The organism is Microbacterium sp. CBA3102, from assembly GCF_007954505.1.
Classification (GTDB): Bacteria; Actinomycetota; Actinomycetes; order Actinomycetales; family Microbacteriaceae; genus Microbacterium; species Microbacterium aurugineum.
The window spans coordinates 2,443,811-2,461,483 of the sequence record NZ_CP042412.1; the positions used below are offsets into that span (position 1 = coordinate 2,443,811).

Genomic DNA, 17,673 nt, shown 5'->3' on the forward strand with positions numbered 1-17,673 from the left:
CACTAACGTGGAGTCATGGTCGAGGTGCGCGAGTGGACACGCAGCGATACGTCCCGGTACTTCCGCGCGCCCGCCGCAGAGGACGACAAGTACACGCGCGGGGTGGTGGCGCTCCGCACCGGATCGGCCGCTTATCCCGGTGCCGCGGTGCTCGGTGTCGAGGCCGCGTGGCGGACCGGTGCAGGATTCGTGCGTTACGTGGGGGAGGAGCGGGCGGCCGATGCCGTGCTCGCCCGGCGCCCGGAGACGGTGGTCGGAGCGGACGCTGGTCGTTCCCGCGTGGATGCCTGGGTGATCGGATCCGGCACGGATCCGGCCCTTCGGACGGATGCGGAGAGCGTCGCGCTCCGGGAGATCCTCGCGGGGAGCGTGCCGGTCGTCATCGATGCCGGAGCGCTGGATCTCGCCCCCGGTGCCCGCGCCCCCTTCCTCATCACCCCGCACGCACGCGAATTCGCCAGGCTCCAGGAGCGTCTGCGCCTGCAACCAGGCGGCGAACGCGCCGAAGGGGCCCGACAGGTCGCCGCGAACATCGGCGGAACCGTGCTCCTCAAGGGCGCTCGCACGCTGGTCGCAGCCCCGGACGGGACGACTTTCGCGATCGAGGCCGGGACGGGCTGGTTGGCGACGGCGGGAACCGGAGACGTGCTCGCCGGCGTGCTCGGCGCGGTGACCGCCGCGAATCCCGATGCCCCGCTCGCAGAGATCGCCGCCGCGGGGGCCTGGGTGCACGGCCACGCGGCACGGATCGCCGCAGACGTGACCGCCGGCAGCCCGGGGCATCCGATCGTCGCGCTGGATGTCGCCGCGGCGTTGCCGCCCGCGATCGCGGACGTCCTCGCGTGAGGCGCGCGTCGAACAGCAGGGTGGTCGTGCTGTGGGCCGTGTTCCTGCTCGTGCACCTGCTCACGGCGTGGCTCGGGTGGGTGTATCCGAGTCAGCCGATGGGCGATGTCGTGCTCGTGTACGAGCCCTGGGCGACGTCGGCGCTCAGCGGGGGACCGATCGTCGGAATCGACGAGACCTGGGTCTACCCGCAGCTCGCCCTCGTGCCGATGCTCATCGCTGCGGCCCTGTCGGCGCCGCTCGTACTCCTGCTCGGCGTCTCCCATGCGTATCTGGTCGGATGGGCGACGCTCGTGATCATCCTCGATGCCGTCGCCTTCGGTGTGCTCGTCGGCCGTTCGCCGTCGCGCGCACGTCGTGTGGCTGCCTGGTTCTGGTGTGCGGCGCTCCTTCTGCTCGGTCCCATCGCGCTCTACCGGATCGACGCGATCACGGTGCCGATCGCCGTGATCGGTGGGCTCTGGCTCGTGTCGCGGCCGACGATCGGTGCCGCCCTCCTCACGATCGGCGCCTGGATCAAGATCTGGCCCGGGGCGCTGGTCCTGGCGGCCGTCGTGGCGCTCCGCGCGAGGATGCGGGTGCTCCTCGCTGCCGCGGTCGTCACCACCGGGGTCGTCGCGACGCTGTTCCTGCTAGGCGCGGACACCGAGATCTTCGGGTTCCTGACGGAGCAGACTGGGCGGGGGCTGCAGATCGAGGCCGTGGCCGCCACGCCGTTCCTCTGGCTCGCGGTCGCCGGAGCCGCACGTATCGAGTACAGCTTCGAGATCCTCACCTTCCAGATCACGGCCCCCGGGGTCGACGCCGTCGCCGCCGCGCTCACACCTCTGATGGCGCTCTCGGTCCTCGCGGTGACGGTGGTGGGCGCGCGGAAAGCGGCGCGCGGTGCGACCTTCCCCCGGCTGTTCCCTCCGTTCGCCCTCACGCTCGTCACGCTGCTGATCGTCACCAACAAGGTCGGTTCGCCGCAGTTCCAGACCTGGCTGATCGCCCCGGTGATCCTCTGGCTCGTGCTCGATCGGGTCAGAGCGCGCGTTCCCGCCGTCGTCGTCCTCGCGCTCTGCCTGCTCACCTGCCTCGTCTATCCGATCGGCTACGACGCACTCCTGCGTGCCGATGCCATCGCCGTCGCCGTCCTCACGGTGCGCAACGGCCTTCTCCTCGTCCTGCTCATCCTGAGCATCCGTGCTCTCGCACGTGTGCCCGCCCGTCATCCGAAACCCCAGGAGTGAACCCATGCTGATCGCCTTCTCCGTCGCCCCGAGTGGCACCCCCGCCGACGGTGCGCAGCGCACCGACGCCTCCGTGCACGACGCCGTGGCGGCCGCCGTGCGCGTCGTGCGCGAGTCGGGGCTGCCGCACCGGACGACGAGCATGTTCACCGAGATCGAGGGTCCGGACTGGGACACGGTCATGGCCGTCGTCAAGCGCGCGACCGAAGCGGTGATGCCGTTCGGGTCACGGGTCTCGCTCGTGCTCAAGGCCGACATCCGTCCCGGGTACTCCGGAGAGCTCGACGCGAAGATCGAACGGTTGGAGTCGGCGATCGGGGAGGCGGCTGCCGCGGAGCCCCGTGACTGATCCGCGTCCGCTCGGATCGGTCGTTCTCCGGACGGCGCTCGCCGAGGACGCCGAGTGGATCGCCGAGCTGCGCGCCGACGTGCTCCGCGCCGACCTGGAGCGGCTGGGGCGCTACGACCCGACGCGTGTCCGGCAACGCTTCCGCGATGCGTTCGAGCCGGCGTACACGCGGATCATCGTGGTGGACGCTGTGGATGTCGGGTCTGTCGCCCTCCGTCCAGACGGCGACATCACGTGGCTGGAGCACCTCTACCTCGACGCCTCGCACCAGGGGAGGGGCGTCGGCACTCGGGTCCTAGCGATGATCCTCGACGACGACCGGCGGTACCGGCTCAACGTGCTCCAGGGCAGTCCGGCGCGCAGCCTCTACGAGCGTCACGGGTTCACCGTCGACTCGCAGGACGACGTGGACGTGTTCATGACGCGAGAACGAGGCGTCCCGGCGGTCGTGCCCCCCGACGGCCGCTAAGCTGATCCGGTGAATCCCTCGAATGAATCGAGGGGTGCGGCGAAGTGGGCGCTCCTCTCTCTCGCCATCGGCAGTTTCGGCATCGGCATGACCGAGTTCGTGGTCATGGGCCTGCTGCCCAACATCGCCGCTGACCTGCTGCCTGCGCTCTGGACGACCCGTCCGGAAGAAGCGCTGAGCCAGACGGGGTGGCTGATCTCGTTGTACGCGCTGGGTGTCGTCATCGGCGCCCCGACCATCGCCGGCTTCGTGGCGCGCTACCCGCGTCATCGAGTGATGATCGTGCTCGCTCTCGCGCTCACGGTGTTCAATGCCCTCACGGTGGTGCTGCCGACCTTCGAGCTCGTCGCCGCCTCGCGATTCCTCGCCGGGCTGCCGCACGGTGCGTACTTCGGCATCGGAGCCCTCGTCGCCGCCGATGTCATGGGTCCGGGAAACCGTGCCAAGGGCGTGGCGTTCATCCTCACCGGCCTCACGGTCGCCAATGTCATCGGGGTGCCGCTGGGGACCTTCCTCGGGCAGGAGTGGGGGTGGCGGGCGGCGTTCGCCGTCGTGGCGCTGGTGTTCGCGCTCGCAACGCTGTGCATCGCCCTGTTCGTCCCCGCGCACCCGGGCGATCCGGGGCGGACGATGCGTCAGGAGCTCCGGGTGTTCCGGCGGGCGCAGGTGTGGTTCACACTCGGCATCGGCGCGATCGGCTTCGGCGGGTTCTTCGCGGTGTACAGCTACATCGCGCCGTTGGTGACGGAAGTGGCGGGGTCACCCGAGTGGGCGGTCCCGATCGTGCTCGTGCTGATGGGGCTCGGCATGACCGCCGGAAACCTCGTGGGCGGCCACCTCGCCGACATCGATCTGCGCCGCACCCTGCTGTGGGGACTCGCGGCGATGGCGATCGTGTTCTCCCTGCTCGCCTTCCTGTCGTTCTGGATCGTGAGCCTCGGGCTGACGGTGCTCGTGGTCGGATTCGTCTCCTCGGTGCTGAGCCCGACCATCCAGACGCGTCTCATGGACGTGGCCGGGGACAACCAGTCGATCGCGGCGGCGATGAACCACTCGGCGCTCAACATCGGGAACAGCCTCGGCGCCTTCCTGGGCGGTGTCGTGATCGCCGTCGGATGGGGCTTCACCGCGCCGGCATGGACCGGAGCAGCGCTCGCCGTCGCCGGGCTCCTGATCGCCGTGCTGTCGTACCGCATCGAAGCGCGTCGCCCCGAGGTCTCTGAGCTCGTCGCGTCGTAGAGTGACGGGATGACTGCGCCCGAGGATTCCCTGCCCGTCGCCGGCACCGTCGTCCTGCTGCGGCCCGCGGAACCCGGGTTCGAGGTGCTGCTGCTGCGTCGACCGGACCGCGGATCCTTCCCAGGCGCCTGGGTGTTCCCGGGCGGCAAGGTCGAGCCGGAGGACCGACGCGACGGCGAAGGAGACGTCGAGGACGCGCGCCGCGCCGCGATCCGGGAGACCTTCGAGGAAGTGGGGCTGGTGGTCGACGATCTCGTCGTCCTCTCCGAGTGGCAGCCGCCGATGGAGGCTCCCACCCGCATCCGCACCTGGTTCTTCCTCGCCGCGGCGTCGGACGCGGTGCCGTCACCTGCTGAGGACGAGGTCGCTGAGTTGGCCTGGGCGCGGCCAACGGAAGCACTGGCGCGCCACGGGGCGGGGAGTGGATGCTGTACCCACCGACGTGGGTCACGCTGCACCGCCTGTCCGCGTTCGCGGATGCCGCTGCGGCACTGTCGTCCGGCGGTGCAGCGGAACTCTTCCAGACGCGTGTTCTCGACACCGAGACCGGTCGTGACTTCTCCTGGGAGCAAGGGCGCCTCGAGGCCGGCGTGCTGCCGTGGAGGTTCGTCGCAGGCTGAGGCGTTCGGGAGGCTCAGCTGTCGAGGAGCCGGCGGAGGTGGGACCCGACGGCTTCGGTCTCGATCAGGAACCCGTCGTGTCCGAAGTCGCTGGTGAGCACCACGGCCTCGTCGTCGATCACGTGCGGAATGCTGCGGGCGATGCGCTGCTGCCCGTCGACGGGGAACAGCCGGTCGCTGTCGATCCCGAGGACCAGCGTGGTCGCCGTGACCGCCCGCAGAGCTTCTTCGACACCCCCGCGCTCCCGCCCGACGTCATGCGAGTTCATGGCTTCGACGAGGGTGATGTAGCTGTTGGCGTCGAAGCGGCGGGTGAACTTGTTGCCGTGGAAGTCCAGGTACGACTCGACCGCGAAGCGCCCGCCGTGCCCGAGCGGCGATACCTCCGACTGCCAGGACCGCTGGAAGCGCTGGTTGAGCTCGATCGGGCTGCGGTAGTTCAGCAGGGCCATGCGCCGCGCCAGGGCGAGACCGCGGTGGGGGCCGTCGCCGTCGGACAGGTCGTAGTACTCGCCGCCCTGGAACCGCGGATCCATGCGGATGGTCTCCAGCTGCACGGTGTTCAGCGCGATCTGGTCGGCCGTCGTCACCGGCGGAGAGGAGAGGACCGCGAGCCGCTGCACGCGCTCGGGGTGGGTGGCGGCCCACTCCAGGGCATGCATGCCCCCCATCGAGCCGCCGATGACCGCCGCCCACGTGTCGATTCCCAGCGCATCAGCGAGCCGCACCTGCGCCGCCACCTGATCGCGGATCGTCAGGTAGGGGAATCGCGATGCCCACTCGTAGCCGTCCGGGGCGACACTCGCCGGGCCCGTGGAGCCCTGGCAGCCGCCCAGCATGTTCGGCGCGATCACGAACCAGCGATCGGTGTCGAGGGGTGCGCCGGGGCCCGTGATGTCCTCCCACCAGCCCGCGGTCGGATGGCCCGCTCCTGCGGGGCCACGCAGATGGCTGTCGCCCGTGAGTGCATGGAGGACGAGGATCGCGTTGTCGCGGGCGGCGTTCAGCTCGCCCCAGGACTCGTAGGCGATCCGGATACCGGGCAGCTCCGCACCGCTCTCCGTGGCGAAGGCTCCGAAGGCGGCGAAGCGCCTGCCGCCGACCGGGTCACCATCACGCCAGGCTCCGGTCGCCGGGGGGCGGGCGCGGAGGAGACGGACGTCGGCCTCCGTCACGGGTGCCGACGGCACCGTGTCCTCGGAGGTCGTCTGCCAGTCCATCCCTCCATTGTCGCGTGACCCGGCACACATCGGCGGCAGGTTACGCCCCGATCTCTCGCGCCCCCCACTTCCGGTCGACGCCCCCGCACACCGTCGACGCCCCTCCTGAGAGCCGTGATTCAGGAGGGGCGTCGACGGTAGGACGGGGTGCCGACCGGAACAGCGGGGGTCAGGCGCGGGCGGCCTCCGACACGGCGCGTGCCGCGGCGAGAGCCTGATCCAGGTCGGCCTTGAGGTCCTCGATGTTCTCGATGCCGACCGAGAGGCGCACGAGGCCCGGTGTGACACCGGCCGTGAGCTGCTGCTCGGGGGTGAGCTGTGCATGGGTGGTCGAGGCCGGGTGGATGACGAGCGAGCGGACGTCGCCGATGTTGGCGAGGTGGCTGAACAGAGACAGGCTGTTCACGAACTCGCGCCCGGCCTCCACGCCGCCCTTCAGCTCGAACGACAGCACGGCACCGACACCCTTGGGAGCGTACTCGTTCGCCTTGGCGTACCAGGGCGAGGAGGGCAGCCCCGAGTAGTTGACCGTCGCGACATCGTCACGGCCGTCGAGCCACTCGGCGATCTCCTGGGCGTTCTGCACGTGACGCTCGATGCGCAGCGACAGCGTCTCGACGCCCTGGATGAGGTTCCACGCACTCTGCGGCGCGATCGCGGAGCCGAGGTCGCGCAGCAGCTGCACACGGGCCTTGATGATGTACGCGAGGGGGTCGCCGACGGCGGCGGTGTAGCTGGCGCCGTGGTACGAGGGGTCCGGGACCGTGAGGCCGGGGAACTTGTCGACGTTCTTCGACCACTCGAACGTGCCGCCGTCGATGATGACTCCGCCGATGGTCGTGCCGTGGCCGCCGAGGAACTTCGTGACCGAGTGCACGACGATGTCGGCACCGAACTCGAACGGACGGATCAGGTACGGGGTGGCGATGGTGTTGTCGACGATCAGCGGCACGCCGTTCTCGTGCGCCACGTCGGCGACGGTACGGATATCGAGGATGTTGATCTGCGGGTTGCCGATCGTCTCTGCGAAGAACAGCTTCGTGTTCGGACGGACGGCGCGGCGCCATTCCTCGGGGTCGTCCTGGTTCTCGACGAACGTGACCTCGATGCCGAGCTTCGCGAGGGTGTACTTGAAGAGGTTGTAGGTGCCGCCGTAGATCGAGCTCGAGGCGACGAAGTGGTCTCCGGCCTGCGCGATGTTCAGGATGGCGAAGGTCGAGGCCGCCTGTCCGCTGGCGAGCACGAGCGCGCCGGTGCCGCCTTCGAGCGCGGCGAGCCGCTGCTCCAGCACGTCCTGGGTCGGGTTCTGGATGCGGGTGTAGATGTTGCCGAACTCCGCCAGGGCGAAGAGGTTGGCCGCGTGATCCGCGCTGTCGAAGACATACGAGGTGGTCTGATAAATCGGCGTGGCGCGCGCCTTCGTGACCGGGTCGGGGGCGGCGCCGGAGTGGATCTGCTTGGTCTCGAAGCGCCAGGACTCAGGTGCGGACATGTGATTCCCCCAGGAGTGGTCGGAAGGTCGGATGGCGGATGCCGTTGCTGCGAGAGTACGGAATATCGCTCGGTGTCAACAGTGAGGGAGAAATGTGACGTAACAGAGCGGTGCCCGCCGTCGCGCGAGCGAGGGATCCGCGACAGCCCGTGGGGGACTCCGCAATCCGGGGCGAACATCGTACGGTGGAGGCATGGCCAACAGACGTGCAGTGGTGACAGGGGCGAGTTCGGGGATCGGCGCGGCGACGGTGCGCGCACTCCGGTCGCGGGGATGGGATGTGGTCGGGGTCGCCAGGCGCAAGGACCGTCTGTCCGCGCTCGCCGCGGAGACCGGAGCCTCCGTGATCGCCTGCGATCTGACCGACCCGGCTGCCGTCGACGCGCTCGTCTCCACGCTCGCGGAGTCGGGCCCGGTGCACGCGCTCGTGCAGGTGGCCGGCGGTGCGCGCGGGACCGATCGCATCGAAGATGCCTCGGTCGAGGACTGGCAGTGGATGTTCGATGCGAACGTGCTCGCGACGCAGCGGCTCGTGGCGGGACTGCTCCCGCTGCTGCGCCGAGCTGCCGACGCGGACGGGCACGCGGACACGGTCTTCGTCACCTCCACGGCCGCCCAATCGGCGTATGCGGGGGGAGCCGGGTACAACGCGGCGAAGGCCGCCGAGGGCATGCTGGTCAAGGTGCTCCGCCAGGAGTTGAACGGCGAGCCGATCCGGGTGGTCGAGGTCGCGCCCGGCATGGTGCACACCGAGGAGTTCACGCTGAACCGGCTGGGCGGCGACGCCGTGGCCGCAGAGGCCGTGTACGCCGGCGTCGACGCACCGCTCCTCGCGGAGGATGTCGCGGATGTCATCACCTATGCGCTGGAGGCACCGGGGCATGTGAACCTCGACCTCGTCACGATGCGTCCGGTGGCCCAATCCGCTCAGCACCTGCTCGCCCGCGGACCGCTGCGCGTGCGCTCGATCGACTGACGATGGCGCGGACGCTGGCCGAGCTCGCTGCGGACGGCCTCATCGACGCGGGCTGGGCGGAAGCACTCGCCCCGGTCCAGGAGACGATAACCGGACTCGGGGAGAGGCTCCGGGCGGAACAGGATGCCGGGCACGGGTACCTGCCTGCCGGGGAGGACGTCCTTCGGGCGTTCGAACGGCCCCTCGCGGACGTGCGCGTGCTGATCACGGGGCAGGACCCGTACCCGACGCCCGGTCATCCCATCGGCCTGTCGTTCGCGGTGGACCGTGAGGTACGGCCGCTGCCGCGCAGCCTCACGAACATCTACAAGGAGCGGGAGAGCGACCTCGGCATACCGCCGGCGCCGCACGGTGATCTCACCGCCTGGAGCGATCAGGGCGTGCTCTTGCTCAACCGCGTTCTGACCGTCCGTCCGGGGGCGGCCGCCTCGCACCGAGGCTGGGGGTGGGAGAAGGTCACCGAACTCGCGATCAGAACCCTCGTCGCCCGGGATCAGCCTCTCGTGGCCGTGCTCTGGGGCAAGGACGCAGCGAATCTGCAGCCGATGCTCGGTGACACGCCGGTGATCGTCTCGGCCCATCCCTCCCCGCTGTCGGCGAGCCGCGGGTTCTTCGGATCCCGGCCGTTCTCGCGCGCTAATGCCCTGCTCACGGAACAGGGGGCCGAAGCCGTGGACTGGAGGGTGGAAGGCGAAGCCGCTCCGTCTCTAAGCTGAGCGCATGCAGTTCGAACCGGGGGACCGTCGCCGTGTCCTCCCGCGCCACCTTCGCCCGCAGGCCGCGCCCGAGATCTTCGCGTACACGATCCGGCCGGTCCGCCCGGCTGACCTGCCTCACGTGCGGGAGATCTACAACCACTTCGTGAGCAATTCCGCGGTCACACTCGATGAGCGACGCAGCAGCATCCCGTACTGGCGCGAGAAGTACGCGCTGCTCACGCGGTTGGAGCTGCCCTTCCTCGTCGCCGTGTCCCCGGGCGGGGTCGTGATGGGATACGCGCTCGCCCAGCCGTGGGCGGGGAAGAACGCCTACAAGTACACCGTCGAGGACTCGATCTACCTGGGCCCGGGGGCCGGCGGGAAGGGGCTCGGAGCCGCACTGCTGCGGGCACTGATCGACGCGTGTGAGCAGATCGGGCTTCGAGAGATGGTCGCCGTCATCAGCGATCGCGGCGCAGAGGCGTCGATACGGCTTCACGAGAAGCTCGGTTTCGTCGAGGCCGGGCGCATGGGGCGCGTCGGGTACAAGTTCGGCCGCGACCTCGGCACCGTGTACATGCGGCGCGTGCTCAAGCCGACGGGACGGCGGCGCGGAAGCCTCTTCGGGGCACGTCGCTGAGCAGGGCGACCGGCGGTGACGATGTGCGCTCAGACGTCCCCGGAGCGCGGGATCACCGGGATCGCCGCCAGCAGGGACTTCGTGTACTCCTGTGCGGGGTGCAGGAGGACCTCCTCCGTCGATCCCCGTTCGACGATGCGGCCGTCCTTCATCACCGCGACACTGTCGCACAGGTTCTGCACCACACCGATGTCATGCGACACCAGAAGGAGCGTGAGGTCCGTCGTCCGGCGGAGCTCCATCAGCAGATCCAGGATCTGCGCGCGCACCGTCACGTCGAGGGCGGAGAGGGGCTCATCACCCACGAGGATGCGAGGTCGATGCACGATCGCCCGGGCGAGCGCGATCCGCTGGCGTTGACCACCGGAGAACTCGTGCGGGTAGCGATCGCCCATCTCGGGCTCCAGGCCGACCTGTGCGAGGACCTCGCGGACCCTCGCTCGGTGATCGCCGTCGACGCTGAGCGCCCAGAGGGGTTCGCGGATGATCTGCCCGGCTGTCATGCGCGGATCGAGCGAGGCGAACGGGTCCTGGAACACCATCCCGGTCTCGCGGCGCAGCCAATGCAGGGACTTGGCGGATGCGGTGGCGTCCACGGGGTGTCCGTCGATGGTGACGATGCCGGATGTCGCTCGATCGAGCCCCAGGAGGAGTCGGACCAGGGTCGACTTCCCCGACCCCGATTCGCCGATGATCCCCACGGATGAGCCCTCGGCGACCTCCAGGTCGGTCGGAAACAGCGCGGTCTGCGTACGGGGGCGCTCGAACAGGGAGCGCTTCGGGAGGCGGTGATCCCGTCCGAGTCCCCGCGCTTCGATCAGGGTCACGAGACACCGCCGTCCGGGCGCCACAGGGTCGCTGTCGCGTCCCGCAGCAGCCCCTGTGTGATCGGGGAGGAGGGGGCCGAGAGGAGAGTCGACACCGCCCCCGACTCCGCGACGCGCCCGCGCTCGAGCACGACGCCCACGGTCGCGACCTGAGCGAGCACGGCGAGATCGTGGGTGATGAAGACGAGGGACATGCCCTCCTCGGCGACGAGGGCGAGCAGGAGCGACAGGATCTCGGCCTGGATCGTGACGTCGAGTGCGGTCGTCGGTTCGTCGGCGATGAGCAGGCGCGGACGGCAGGCGAGAGCCATGGCGATCGCGACGCGCTGCCGCTGACCGCCCGAGAGCTGGTGCGGATACCGGTCGACGATCGACTCCGGATCCGGCAGACGCACGCGCGCGGCCTCGGCGATCGCGCGCTCTCGGCCCTCGCGGCGACCGACTCCCTCGTGGATGCGGATCGATTCCGCGATCTGTCGCCCGACGGCGCGGATGGGGTTCAGCGCCGTGCGGGGCTCTTGGAACACGATGCCGATGTCGTCGCCGCGCAACCGGGCCAGCTCGCGATCGGGCATTCCGATCAGTTCCACGCCGTTCCAGCGGATACTGCCGGACGCGCTCGCACCGTCGGGGAGGAGGCCGAGCACAGCGAGAGCGGTGAGCGACTTGCCGGAACCGGACTCGCCGATCAGACCCAGGCGCGCACCATCCGGAACCTCGAACGAGATGCCGTCGACGACGCGGCGCCCGTCGATCTCGATCACGAGGTCTTCCACGGAGAGACTCATGCGACCACCCCCGGGGTATGGACTTCGGCGGAACGGTGCCGCAGGGTCGGGTCGGTCGCCTCGCGCAGGCCGTCACCGAGGAGGTTCAGCGCGAGCACGGTGATCGTGATCGCGAGACCGGGCCAGATCACCGAGAGCGGATGCACCCCGATGTAGCGCTGGAGGTCGGCGAGCAGCAGCCCCCAGCTCGGTTCGACCACGGAGGCACCGAACCCGAGGTACGACAGTCCTGCCTCGGCGAGGACGGCGACGGCCATCGACCATGAGAGCTGCACGATGAAGACCGGTGCGACGTTCGGCAGCAGGTGGCGGACCAGGCTCTGCGACGGAGTCAGCCCCGCGGCTCGACCGGCCAGCACGAAGTCGCTCTGCTGCACACGGCGCAGTTCCGGTCGCGTCACGCGGGCGATGTTCACGCCGAACCCGATCCCCACGGCCCAGATCACGACCCAGAGCGAGCCGCCCCAGACCGAGGAGATCATCATGGCGATCAGGAGGACGGGGAAGGCGATCAGGATGTCGACGAGCACCGCGACGGTCTCCCGCATCCAGCGAGCGGTGAGGGCGCCGAGCGCGGCGAGGGAGACTCCCACGACCGTCGCCACGACGCCGGCGCCGACGCTCACGAACACGGTCGTGCGCGCTCCCGCCATCAGCAGGCTGAGGATGTCACGGCCGGTGTCATCGGTGCCGAGCAGGTGCGGCCATCCCGGGGGGAGCCACCGCTCTCCGATGTCCGACGCCTGAGGGTCGAACGGGGTCCACCACAGGGCGACGAGCGCCGTGCCCGCGACCACGGCCACGACGACGAGCCCGAAGCGCCCGGTCGGGGTGCTCCAGAGGCGGGCGAGCCATCGGGGAGTCATGCGGCCTCCCGTTGGCGGGGGTCGATCGCGCGGTGCACGAGGTCGACCACGAAGCCCACGACCAGCACGAAGCCGGTGAGGACGAGGAGTTCGCTCTGCACCTTGATGAGGTCGCGCGTTCCGACATCGGCGACCAGCATCCGTCCGATGCCGGGGAGGGTGAAGAGCTGCTCGATCACGACCGATCCGACGATGATCCCGGCGACCTGGAGCCCGAGGACGGTGACGATCGAGAGTCCGACGGCCGGTATGCCGTGCTGGATGAGTGCTCGCGTGCGAGTGAGGCCCTTCGCGGCGGCCGTGCGCACGAAGTCCTGTCCGGCCGCTTGGAGCGTGGCGCTGCGCACGAACCGCATCAGCATCGCGCCCTCCACGATGCCGATCGTCAAGGCGGGGAGCAGCAGCGACTCGATCGCCCGCCACGGTGTCGACCATCCGGTGCGTGGGAAGCCCTGTGGAGGCAGCCAGCCCAGCCAGACCGAGAACACGACGATGAGCATCATGCCGGCCCAGACGACGGGGACGGCGGCCAGCGCCTGGGCGCCGACGCTGAAAGCCGTGCCTCCGCGGCGACCGCGCAGGAGTGCGGCGAGGATGCCGAACGGCACGGCGATCAGTACGGCGATCAGGAGCGACATGATGCCGAGGGGCACGGTGACCTGCGCCTTGAGCAGAAGCTCCTCACCGACAGAGGCCCCGGAGAGCAGGGAGGTCCCCAGGTCGCCGCGGAAGATGCCGCCGATCCACTCGGTGTACTGGGCGACCAACGGGCGGTTCAGGCCGAGGGATTCACGCAACGCGTCGACTTCGGTGGGTGAGGCCTGGGTGCCGGCGATGAGTTGCGCGACGTCTCCAGGGAACACGCGCAGAGTCAGGAAGATGAGCACGCTCGACACGAGGAGCCCTGCGATGAGCAGGGCTCCTCGTGTGAGTGCGTATCGGATCACGGAGGGGTGGCCGCCCGTTACCCGTCGGTGGAGACGGTGACGCCGGCGAGGTCGATGCGCGAGTTGATCGAGTCCTCCGGGAAGCCTGCGACGATCGGACTCACTGCCGTGATGGTCTCGCCGTTGTGCAGCCAGTCCGCGGCGTGGTCCTCCGACACGATGCGCGCGGCCTGCGCGAGCAGCTCGGCGGACTTGTCGGGATCGACCTCGGCGAGGGCTTCGGCGTACAGACGCTGCACCTCGGTGTTGTCGTAGCCGAAGTAGTAGTCCGGGTCGGCGAAGTTACCGAAGTCGCGCGGCTCGACGTGCAGCACGAAGCTGAGGTCGTAGTCGTGGTTGGTGTACACGTCTTCCAGCCAGGTCGGGAACTCCACCGAGTTCACCTCAAGGGAGACGCCAACCTTCTTGAAGTCGGAGATCAGCACCTTCGGCACCGTGGTCCCGTAGAAGGCGGGGATGGTGAGGGTGAGCTCCAGGTCCTCCTGGCCGGCTTCGGCGAGCAGCGACTTCGCTTTCTCCGGGTCGTAGGAGATCACATCGGACAGATCCTCATAGCCCGGGTCGAGTTCGGGGATGGGACCGTGCAGGGTCGTGCCTGCGCCGACGGCTTCGACGAGCGCATCGTGGTCGATCGCGAGTCGCAGCGCCTCGCGCACCCGGACATCGTCCAGGGGGGCCTTCTGGTTGTTGAACGCCAGCGTCGCCTTGTCAGTCGTCCGGCCCTTCGTGAGAGCGAACTCGCCGGAGTCCTCGAGCTGCGGGGCGAGGTTCGGGTCCACGGCGGTGAGCACGTCGACGTCGCCGGCGAGCGCGGCGTTCACACCGGCGGTGAAGTCGGGGATGTACTGGAACTCCACCTGAGCGACGCCTGCCTTCTCGCCCCAATAGTCGTCATTGCGCGCGAAGGTGATGGTGCTGCCCTTGTTCCACCGGGTCAGGGTGAAGGGACCGGTGCCGTTCTCCGCCGACTTCAGGTCGGTCGTGTCCCCGGTCTTGAAGACCAGCCCGGCGGGGCCCGTCAGGGTGAACAGGAAGTTCTGGTCCGGCTCGGTGAGCACGATCTCCACCGTGGTCGCGTCGGGTGCGGTGATCGAGGAGACCTTCGCGAACTCGGCGTTGCCCTGCACGGTGGCATCGGTGCGCACGGTCTCGTACGAGGAGACGACGTCCGCGGAGGTGAGCGCCGTTCCGTCGTGGAACTGGATGCCCTCGTTGAGGGTGAAAGTGTACGTGAGGCCGTCGTCGGACACGGTGTAGTCCGAGGCGAGGCGCCCCTCGATCTCGTTCTCCTGCGTCCGGCTGACCAGTCCCTCGTAGATGTTGTCGATGAGGATCTGCTCGAGCGCGGCGCCACTGGTGTGGCGGATGTCGAGGTTGGTCGGTTCGAGGACCAGGCCGACGTGCAGGGTCGCGTCGGGGTCGGGCGTGCCGGTGCCCGTGGTGACGGTCGGCTCGGGGGAGCCGGCGCAGGCGCTGAGTATGACGGCGGTCGCCGCGAGCGCGGCGATCAGCGAGAGACGTCGGGTACGTCGGAACATGGGCGTTTCCTCTCGGTGCGGCAGTTGCTGTGTGCCGTTGGATCGAGCCTAGAGATGCGTGGGATGGTGCGGGTCGGGTATGGAACGAAGCGTCATATTCCGTGGGAGACGGCGGGGGACGCGATGAGGGCGGCGAGGGCGGTCGGGGCGGTCTCCTGGACATTGTGTGTCGCGTCCAGCGTGACCAGGCGGGCGGTGGGCACGCGACGTTGCAGCTCGGCGGCGTCCGCTTCGCTGACGAAGCCGCGCTGCGCGCGGACCAGGGTGATCGGCGCGCGGACGGCGGAGAGATCCTCCCACCCGGTCTCGTGCAGCACGGACGGCGCGGCCACCGAGCCCGGATCGTGGGCCGCGAGCGCCTGGGCGGCGAGGTGCGCGAAGTGATGCTTCCACTCGACGCGGCCGTCCTCGCGCACGCGGGTGTTGAGGAAGACGCCGCGCTCGGTCTCGGCGCGACTGCCCCCGAAACCGAGCGACATCGCCTTGTCGACCAGCTCATCTCGGGAGGCGAAATCGGTCGGACCGGCATAGAACTCGCGCAGCGCGGCCGGACCGGCGGTGACGTCGATGCCCGGGGTGATGTCGACGACGACGAGCTCGGACACGAGATCCGGGCGCACGGCAGCGAGTGCAGCTCCGGTGAGTCCGCCGAGGGACTGACCGACGACGATCTGAGGCGGGACCGCCCACGCGTCGAAGGCCGCCGCGATGTCTCGGGCGAGTGTGCGCGGGGTGTAGTCGGCATCGTCACGCCAGGAGGAGTCGCCGTGTCCGGCGAGGTCGATCGCGAGCACGGGCTCCTGAAGCGCCAGGACCGTCGTGTCCCACGTATGCGCGTTCAGACCGGCACCGTGCAGCAGGGTGACCCGAGGCGCGCCGGTCCCGAAGCGCAGCGCGCTGAGTATGCGCCCGTCGTCGAGGGGGAGGGTGACACGCTCCACCGGAGGGAGCGGAACGCCGAGCGCATCGGCCTGTGCGGGAAGATAGCTGAACTCGCTGATGTCGATCGCCACCTCCACATTCTGCTCCCTGCGCCCGGAGACGGAGAAATGCGAGAGCAAAAAGCTAAATTTAACCCAGAGTTCACTTGTCTTTATGGCGCCCCTAGTACAGACAGGATTGGCAGTTTGCATTTCGACCTCTTGGGGCGAGCGGGGGGCCAGCGGACGCGCGACGAATATCATGGAGTCATGAGTGAGACGCGTGTGCACCTGTCCAAGACCGAGCCTGCCGCGTACCAGGCGCTCGATGCGTTCTCGAAGACGGTGGGCCAGATCTGCGCGGCGAACGGCATCGACGATCGTCTCAAGGAGATCGTCATGATCCATTGCTCCCAGCTCAACGGCTGCGCGTACTGCGTGCGGATCCATGTCGACCGTGCCGTCGCGGCCGGCGTCGACACCGATGTGCTCACCCAGATCTCCACGTGGCGCGAGAGCGGTGTTTTCAGCGACCGGGAGCGGGCGGCACTCGAACTCGCCGAGGCCTTCACCTTCATCTCCGAGGACGGCGTCTCGGATGACGTGTACGACCGGGTCGGCAGCGTGTTCACCGAGAAGGAATACGCCGCTCTGAGCTGGGCGTGCGTTTCCATCAACGCGTTCAACCGCATCGTGATCGCCGGCCGCTACCCGGTGCCCCCGCGTGCGTCGCAGGCGCAGGCATGACCGTTCTCCGCGTCGATGGGGTGGCGAACATCCGCGACGTCGGCGGCATCCCGGCAGCAGGCGGTCGCATCCGCGCCGGTGTGCTCCTGCGGGCGGGGCAGCTGTCCGGTGCGACCCCCGCCGGGGCGGCCCTCCTCCGTGAGCGCGTGCAGCGCATCGTCGACCTTCGAGACGGCGAGGAGGTCGCAGCGGAGCCGACGGAGATCGACGGGCCGGAGACCACGCACCTTCCCCTGTTCCTGGGGTCGGTGCGATCATTCTTCGAAACCGACATCAGCCTCGAGGGGCTGTACCTGCACCTCCTCGAGGAGAGCGGCGATCGACTGGTGGCGGCCCTCCGCATCATCGCCGCGGGCGAGCGCACCCTCGTGCACTGCACCGTCGGCAAGGATCGCACCGGGGTGACCGTCGCTCTGGCGCTCTCCGCCGTCGGTGCCGAGAGGGAGGCCGTGATCGCCGACTACGCGCTCACCGAATCGCAGCTTCCCGCCCAGCGCACGCGGCGCATCGCCGAGTACCTGCGGTCTCAGCACCCGGACGCCGTGCATGCCGTCGCGCTCGCGACGCAGTCGCCCGCGCCGGTGATGCGAGGTCTTCTCGAGCAGGTGGATGAGCGCTGGGGTTCCGTCGCCGGGTACCTGCGCGCCAACGGGATGACCGAGGGGGAGCTCGCGGCGCTGGCGCAGGCGCTCGTCGAGCCGGCCGAGTAGTGCGTGCGCACGCTTTCTCACAGCAGGAGCAAGGTTAGGCAAGCCTTCACTTGGTGTACGATGAAGTCATCATGAACACCTCGCTCGAGACTCGCAGCACGCGCGCGGAACGTCGCGCCGCACGTCAGCGCGCGCACCACCTGGTCACGGCCGACGAGCAGTCGCTCGCCGAGCTCGAGGTGTTCCTGACCACGCTGCCGCTGTGTGCTTCCGGGCGGATCTTCATCGAGGTGCCCGAGGCCGCGGACATCGGCGTGATCGACGCCCCGGGCCGTATGACGGTGACCTGGCTCGCGCGCGAGCAGCGCACCGGTGCGCCCGGCAGTGGTCGCTCCTGCGCGCCGGGACAGGCTCTCGCGCGGGCGACCTGCGCGTGGGCCGATGAGATGATGTGCGACGACGAGATCGAGACGCACGTCACGCTTCTGGGTGGCTACCTGGGGACGGCCGACATCGTCGAGCACCTCACCGGCTCCCTGGCGATCTCCCCGGCACAGATCCGCACGCCCGAGCGTTTCGGCCTGCTGCCCGCGCAGCGCTGAGGCGTAG

At 69.3% G+C, this 17,673-nt stretch carries 20 protein-coding genes and 1 pseudogene; 13 read left to right on the plus strand and 8 right to left on the minus strand.

All coding sequences use genetic code 11. From position 1 onward, the window contains the following. The first annotated feature begins 15 nt into the window (after nt 1–15). The 7 genes and pseudogenes from FGL91_RS11615 to FGL91_RS19105 all read left to right on the plus strand — a co-directional run bounded on the left by FGL91_RS11615 (nt 16) and on the right by FGL91_RS19105 (nt 4,755). A complete protein-coding gene (locus tag FGL91_RS11615) occupies nt 16–846 on the plus strand; it encodes an NAD(P)H-hydrate dehydratase (RefSeq protein ID WP_153243889.1) in 831 nt (276 codons plus the stop codon). Continuing rightward, nucleotides 843–2,078, plus strand: coding sequence for a hypothetical protein (locus FGL91_RS11620; RefSeq protein WP_227991578.1), 1,236 nt, complete (start codon nt 843–845; stop codon nt 2,076–2,078). The genes FGL91_RS11615 and FGL91_RS11620 overlap by 4 nt, the downstream gene beginning before the upstream one ends. A 4-nt stretch (nt 2,079–2,082) precedes the next feature. Next, on the plus strand, nt 2,083–2,427 hold the full coding sequence (locus FGL91_RS11625; RefSeq protein WP_134353486.1) for a thiamine-binding protein: 345 nt from the start codon (nt 2,083–2,085) through the stop codon (nt 2,425–2,427). Then, on the plus strand, nt 2,420–2,896 hold the full coding sequence (locus FGL91_RS11630; RefSeq protein ID WP_047524377.1) for a GNAT family N-acetyltransferase: 477 nt from the start codon (nt 2,420–2,422) through the stop codon (nt 2,894–2,896). Before FGL91_RS11625 ends, FGL91_RS11630 begins: the two co-directional genes overlap by 8 nt. A 9-nt stretch (nt 2,897–2,905) precedes the next feature. Continuing rightward, nucleotides 2,906–4,135, plus strand: a complete 1,230-nt coding sequence (locus tag FGL91_RS11635; RefSeq protein ID WP_153243890.1) for an MFS transporter — start codon at nt 2,906–2,908, stop codon at nt 4,133–4,135. A gap of 9 nt (nt 4,136–4,144) precedes the next feature. Continuing rightward, nucleotides 4,145–4,486: pseudogene (locus FGL91_RS11640) on the plus strand (NUDIX domain-containing protein); the annotation flags it as partial. Between the two features lie 74 nt (nt 4,487–4,560). Next, nucleotides 4,561–4,755, plus strand: a complete 195-nt coding sequence (locus FGL91_RS19105) for a hypothetical protein (protein WP_227992091.1) — start codon at nt 4,561–4,563, stop codon at nt 4,753–4,755. 14 nt (nt 4,756–4,769) lie between these two features. Here FGL91_RS19105 and metX read toward each other — a convergent pair whose 3' ends face one another. Together metX and FGL91_RS11650 are read right to left on the minus strand one after the other, a co-directional pair. Further along, the gene (gene metX, locus FGL91_RS11645; protein WP_131492193.1) at nt 4,770–5,975 is read right to left on the minus strand and encodes a homoserine O-acetyltransferase MetX; all 1,206 of its coding nucleotides are present in this window, start codon (nt 5,973–5,975) and stop codon (nt 4,770–4,772) included. A 169-nt stretch (nt 5,976–6,144) separates the two neighbouring features. Beyond that, complete coding sequence (locus tag FGL91_RS11650) at nt 6,145–7,467, minus strand: bifunctional o-acetylhomoserine/o-acetylserine sulfhydrylase (RefSeq protein ID WP_131492192.1); 1,323 nt, start codon at nt 7,465–7,467, stop codon at nt 6,145–6,147. Between the two features lie 193 nt (nt 7,468–7,660). Between FGL91_RS11650 and FGL91_RS11655 the strand changes: the two genes are divergently transcribed. Genes FGL91_RS11655 through FGL91_RS11665 form a run of 3 tightly spaced genes read left to right on the plus strand, consistent with a single transcriptional unit; the run spans nt 7,661 to nt 9,781 of the window. Continuing rightward, the gene (locus tag FGL91_RS11655) at nt 7,661–8,443 is read left to right on the plus strand and encodes an SDR family oxidoreductase (RefSeq protein WP_194239207.1); all 783 of its coding nucleotides are present in this window, start codon (nt 7,661–7,663) and stop codon (nt 8,441–8,443) included. A gap of 2 nt (nt 8,444–8,445) precedes the next feature. Next, nucleotides 8,446–9,159, plus strand: coding sequence for a uracil-DNA glycosylase (locus FGL91_RS11660; RefSeq protein ID WP_153243891.1), 714 nt, complete (start codon nt 8,446–8,448; stop codon nt 9,157–9,159). 4 nt (nt 9,160–9,163) lie between these two features. Further along, entirely contained in the window at nt 9,164–9,781 is a 618-nt protein-coding gene (locus FGL91_RS11665; protein ID WP_134353491.1) for a GNAT family N-acetyltransferase, read from the plus strand. Between the two features lie 29 nt (nt 9,782–9,810). On the opposite strand, the gene FGL91_RS11670 is transcribed toward FGL91_RS11665, so the two are convergent. The 6 genes from FGL91_RS11670 to FGL91_RS11695 form a co-directional block, all read right to left on the minus strand. Then, complete coding sequence (locus FGL91_RS11670; RefSeq protein WP_153243892.1) at nt 9,811–10,608, minus strand: ABC transporter ATP-binding protein; 798 nt, start codon at nt 10,606–10,608, stop codon at nt 9,811–9,813. Then, entirely contained in the window at nt 10,605–11,396 is a 792-nt protein-coding gene (locus tag FGL91_RS11675; RefSeq protein WP_153243893.1) for an ATP-binding cassette domain-containing protein, read from the minus strand. Before FGL91_RS11675 ends, FGL91_RS11670 begins: the two co-directional genes overlap by 4 nt. Continuing rightward, on the minus strand, nt 11,393–12,262 hold the full coding sequence (locus FGL91_RS11680; RefSeq protein WP_153243894.1) for an ABC transporter permease: 870 nt from the start codon (nt 12,260–12,262) through the stop codon (nt 11,393–11,395). Before FGL91_RS11680 ends, FGL91_RS11675 begins: the two co-directional genes overlap by 4 nt. Further along, nucleotides 12,259–13,209 (minus strand): ABC transporter permease, encoded by a 951-nt coding sequence (locus tag FGL91_RS11685; RefSeq protein ID WP_153243895.1) that lies wholly within the window; start codon nt 13,207–13,209, stop codon nt 12,259–12,261. The genes FGL91_RS11680 and FGL91_RS11685 overlap by 4 nt, the downstream gene beginning before the upstream one ends. Before the next feature lie 17 nt (nt 13,210–13,226). After that, nucleotides 13,227–14,747, minus strand: a complete 1,521-nt coding sequence (locus tag FGL91_RS11690; RefSeq protein WP_153243896.1) for an ABC transporter substrate-binding protein — start codon at nt 14,745–14,747, stop codon at nt 13,227–13,229. A gap of 92 nt (nt 14,748–14,839) precedes the next feature. After that, entirely contained in the window at nt 14,840–15,766 is a 927-nt protein-coding gene (locus FGL91_RS11695; RefSeq protein WP_227991583.1) for an alpha/beta fold hydrolase, read from the minus strand. A 171-nt stretch (nt 15,767–15,937) separates the two neighbouring features. Between FGL91_RS11695 and FGL91_RS11700 the strand changes: the two genes are divergently transcribed. The 3 genes from FGL91_RS11700 (at nt 15,938) to FGL91_RS11710 (ending at nt 17,666) form a co-directional block, all read left to right on the plus strand. Next, nucleotides 15,938–16,414 carry a carboxymuconolactone decarboxylase family protein gene (locus tag FGL91_RS11700; RefSeq protein WP_047524084.1) on the plus strand — a complete coding sequence of 159 codons (477 nt, stop codon included), beginning with the start codon at nt 15,938–15,940 and terminating at the stop codon, nt 16,412–16,414. Next, nucleotides 16,411–17,124: a tyrosine-protein phosphatase gene (locus tag FGL91_RS11705; protein WP_153243897.1), complete on the plus strand. Its 714-nt coding sequence runs from the start codon at nt 16,411–16,413 to the stop codon at nt 17,122–17,124. The genes FGL91_RS11700 and FGL91_RS11705 overlap by 4 nt, the downstream gene beginning before the upstream one ends. 71 nt (nt 17,125–17,195) lie before the next feature. Next, nucleotides 17,196–17,666 carry an SIP domain-containing protein gene (locus FGL91_RS11710; protein ID WP_081997082.1) on the plus strand — a complete coding sequence of 157 codons (471 nt, stop codon included), beginning with the start codon at nt 17,196–17,198 and terminating at the stop codon, nt 17,664–17,666. The last annotated feature ends 7 nt before the right edge of the window (nt 17,667–17,673 follow it).

Excerpts from the sequence above, each read along its gene's own strand:
- FGL91_RS11615 (WP_153243889.1), top strand. The coding sequence starts at position 16 with ATGGTCGAGGTGCGCGAGTGGACACGCAGCGATACGTCCCGGTACTTC.
- FGL91_RS11625 (WP_134353486.1), top strand. The coding sequence starts at position 2,083 with ATGCTGATCGCCTTCTCCGTCGCCCCGAGTGGCACCCCCGCCGACGGT.
- FGL91_RS19105 (WP_227992091.1), top strand. The coding sequence starts at position 4,561 with ATGCTGTACCCACCGACGTGGGTCACGCTGCACCGCCTGTCCGCGTTC.
- metX (WP_131492193.1), bottom strand. The coding sequence starts at position 5,975 with ATGGACTGGCAGACGACCTCCGAGGACACGGTGCCGTCGGCACCCGTG.
- FGL91_RS11650 (WP_131492192.1), bottom strand. The coding sequence starts at position 7,467 with ATGTCCGCACCTGAGTCCTGGCGCTTCGAGACCAAGCAGATCCACTCC.
- FGL91_RS11655 (WP_194239207.1), top strand. The coding sequence starts at position 7,661 with ATGGCCAACAGACGTGCAGTGGTGACAGGGGCGAGTTCGGGGATCGGC.
- FGL91_RS11660 (WP_153243891.1), top strand. The coding sequence starts at position 8,446 with ATGGCGCGGACGCTGGCCGAGCTCGCTGCGGACGGCCTCATCGACGCG.
- FGL91_RS11665 (WP_134353491.1), top strand. The coding sequence starts at position 9,164 with ATGCAGTTCGAACCGGGGGACCGTCGCCGTGTCCTCCCGCGCCACCTT.
- FGL91_RS11675 (WP_153243893.1), bottom strand. The coding sequence starts at position 11,396 with ATGAGTCTCTCCGTGGAAGACCTCGTGATCGAGATCGACGGGCGCCGC.
- FGL91_RS11680 (WP_153243894.1), bottom strand. The coding sequence starts at position 12,262 with ATGACTCCCCGATGGCTCGCCCGCCTCTGGAGCACCCCGACCGGGCGC.
- FGL91_RS11690 (WP_153243896.1), bottom strand. The coding sequence starts at position 14,747 with ATGTTCCGACGTACCCGACGTCTCTCGCTGATCGCCGCGCTCGCGGCG.
- FGL91_RS11700 (WP_047524084.1), top strand. The coding sequence starts at position 15,938 with ATGAGTGAGACGCGTGTGCACCTGTCCAAGACCGAGCCTGCCGCGTAC.
- FGL91_RS11705 (WP_153243897.1), top strand. The coding sequence starts at position 16,411 with ATGACCGTTCTCCGCGTCGATGGGGTGGCGAACATCCGCGACGTCGGC.
- FGL91_RS11710 (WP_081997082.1), top strand. The coding sequence starts at position 17,196 with ATGAACACCTCGCTCGAGACTCGCAGCACGCGCGCGGAACGTCGCGCC.